This window comes from Mesorhizobium sp. M2A.F.Ca.ET.067.02.1.1 (assembly GCF_004023285.1).
Lineage (GTDB): Bacteria > Pseudomonadota > Alphaproteobacteria > Rhizobiales > Rhizobiaceae > Mesorhizobium.
The window spans coordinates 1-2,839 of record NZ_RZSB01000764.1; the positions used below are offsets into that span (position 1 = coordinate 1).

Sequence of the window (2,839 nt, forward strand, 5' to 3'; positions counted from 1 at the left end):
ACCCGCACGGCGTCAACGGCCGTCGAAGACGAGGCCCGAGAGCCGACGCAATGCCAGCCACTCCAGTTCGGCGGCGCCGTCCGGATCGGCCTCATATTGCGCGGCGGTGCGTTCGCACACGTCGCTGGACGGAAGATGCACGGGCCGGCCGCTGCCAAGCACGGCAAGCTGGATGCGGCACGCCTGCTCGAGGTTGTACATCAGGGAAAACGCCTCGCCGACGGAACGGCCAACCGTCAGCAGGCCATGGTTGCGCAGGATCATGGCGCGATTGTCGCCGAGATCGGCGACGAGGCGCTGCTGCTCGTCCCGGTCGAGAGCGATCTCCTCGAAAGCGTGATATCCGACACGGCCGTAGAAGAGCAGGGCGGTCTGGTTAAGCGGCAGCAGGCCTTCTTCAAGGCAACTGACCGCGACGCCCGCGGCGGTGTGCGTGTGCATGACGCAGATAGCGTCGGGCCGTGCCGAATGGACTGCCGTGTGGATGACGATGCCTGCCGTGTTGATCGGAACCTGCGTGCCCCGCATCTGGCGTCCTTGATGGTCGATCACCGCAAGCGAGTCCGCGGTGACTTCCCCGAACAGGTCGCCATAACGGTTGATCAGCAGGTGGTTCGGCTCTTCGGGCAATCGCGCCGAAATATGAGTGTGGATCAGGTCGTCCATGCCGAAATGGGCAATTAGCCTGTAAGCCGCCGCAAGTTCCTGGCGCATCGCCGTCTCGGTGGATGAAGTCATTTGCAGGTCGCCTCCTGTTAACGATCGGCATACCTGAACTCCTGTATACAGGTCAATAACGTCCGCTTGGTTTTCATTGAGCGGCGGTGTGCGGGAATAGTGTGGCTGCGGTGAACGACGCTTTAATCCGCGGCCTCTGGCGGGCATCGGCCGGAGAACTGCTCGGCCTGTCAGTCCGACGTAAACAGCGTCAGAACGAGGGGTCAAATGCGTGTGCTATGAAGCCCCATAAGTGACCACTCGCTCCGGCGGACGTCGGTTCGCATTAGCTTCGCGACTCAGGGTTCGCGGATGCTTTCGTCGAGACCACGCAGGAGCGGATAGAGGAAATATGACAAGATCGTGCGGTCGCCGGCCTTGATCTCCGCGGTCACTGCCATGCCAGGAATCAAGCGGAAACTGCTCGGCACATCACGCAGATCGGTCGCGGTCAATTCCACCCGTGCCTTGTAATAAGGACGTTGTTGCCCACCATTCTTCGGATCCTGTGTGAAGGTGTCGTCCGAGACGGTTCGAACCTTACCGGACAGGGTACCGTGCTTCTGGAAGGCCCACGCCTCGAGTTTCAGGCGAACTTCACTGCCGGCCTCGACATGGCCGACATCGAGCCCCTGGACAGAGACTTCTGCCTCCAATGGAGAACCCAGAGGAACGAGCGTATAAAGCGGCTCTGCTTCTTTCAATACCGAGCCAACAGAGCGCTGCGCCACTTCGAGCACGATCGCGTCGGCGGGTGCGGTTAGCACCGTGACAGCCTTCCGCCGCAGCGCCTTGTCGAGTTCCCTGGCCGCGGCATCGTGATCGCGGCGCGCTTGGACTAGTTCCTCGGCGGTCTTCTGGCGGAACTCTGCGAGGTAAGCCGCTTCCTCGGCCTTCAAGCGTTCCACATTCTCCTCGAGCTCAGCCATGTTGTTGCCCGCGAGCAGCATTTCCTGCTCGACCTGCAGCCGCTGACCCTTGGCAGACAGATAGTCGACCTTCGAGCCGACCTCCCTCTTCAGCAGAACGTCCCGCATCGTCTCAAGATCTTTCGCCACGCCAAGGCGAACCTCCAATGCCTCGCGATCGGCGCTCTTGGTCGCCATCTGGGCTTGAACATTGCGGATCTGCCGATCGTAAGAAGCCAGCTTCGCCTTGTTCTCCTCTACCCTCCGGATCCATATCGTCGACTGCAGGCGCGCTTCGTCATCCAGGTTTTGGGGGTTGTATGGCCGGTCGTCGAGCTCGGACTCGAGCCGCCCGATTTGCGCGGCGAGGCTCGCGACCTTTCCCCGCAATTGATCGGCATCGGCTTCGCTGAACGTCGCGTCGAGGGTCGCCAATGCGTCGCCTTTCCGCACGATGTCGCCCACCTTGGCGTCGATGCTGCGCACGGTCGAAATCTCGAGCGGCTGCACCACAATCGTCGAGGCCGTCGTCACCAGCTTGCCCGGTGCGACCACGATCTGGTCGACCTTGGCTACCGACGCCCAAATGCCAGCGACCATGATGACCGCGACAAGTACGTACAGCGTGGCTCCCACGACCCAGGGCGGGCGCCGCTCGTCAATCTTGCGTGCATCGCTTTGAAAGTCTCTCACCGCTGGAAGGAGCGTGCTCATCGGGCAAGGTGCCTGTTCTGCTGGTTCCAAAGCTGTCGGTAAGTCATGCAACGGGACAGAAGTTCGCCATGTTTCCCGTGATCGACGATCCGGCCGCGATCGAGCACGACAATGGCATCCGCTGCGACGAGCGAGGACAGACGGTGCGAAACCATGACCACGGTTCGCCCCTCGGCAATGCGGGCAAGGTTTGCCTGGACGATCGCCTCGCTCTCGGGATCAAGCGCGGAGGTCGCCTCGTCCAGGATGAGGATGCGCGGTTGGCGCAGCAAGGCACGGGCGATCGACAGGCGCTGCTGCTGGCCGCCCGACAGGTTGGTGCCGCCCTCCTCGAGCAAGGTGTCGTAGCCCTGCGGCAGTAGTTTGATGAACTCGTCGGCACCCGCCATCGTCGCGGCGTGGACGATCTCCTCCAGGGTTGCATCTGGCCTGGTCGCGCCGATGTTCTCGCGCACGGTGCCGCGAAACAGAAAGCACTGCTGCATCACGACGCCGACATT

General features: G+C 62.1%; 3 protein-coding genes. All 3 read right to left on the reverse strand.

Annotated features, from left to right (window positions below; genetic code table 11):
- Positions 1 to 12: 12 nt before the first annotated feature.
- Complete coding sequence (locus EOA28_RS31415) at positions 13 to 738, reverse strand: class II aldolase/adducin family protein (RefSeq protein ID WP_128315642.1); 726 nt, start codon at positions 736 to 738, stop codon at positions 13 to 15.
- A 278-nt stretch (positions 739 to 1,016) separates the two neighbouring features.
- Positions 1,017 to 2,339, reverse strand: coding sequence for an HlyD family type I secretion periplasmic adaptor subunit (locus tag EOA28_RS31420; protein ID WP_126082683.1), 1,323 nt, complete (start codon positions 2,337 to 2,339; stop codon positions 1,017 to 1,019).
- Positions 2,336 to 2,839 (reverse strand): ATP-binding cassette domain-containing protein (locus EOA28_RS31425; RefSeq protein ID WP_128315643.1); only part of this gene is annotated, 504 nt, incomplete at its 5' end. The genes EOA28_RS31420 and EOA28_RS31425, both read right to left, overlap by 4 nt.

What these genes read in the sequence shown, in the direction of transcription:
- EOA28_RS31415 (WP_128315642.1), bottom strand. Translation starts at nt 738, where the DNA reads ATGACTTCATCCACCGAGACGGCGATGCGCCAGGAACTTGCGGCGGCT.
- EOA28_RS31420 (WP_126082683.1), bottom strand. Translation starts at nt 2,339, where the DNA reads ATGAGCACGCTCCTTCCAGCGGTGAGAGACTTTCAAAGCGATGCACGC.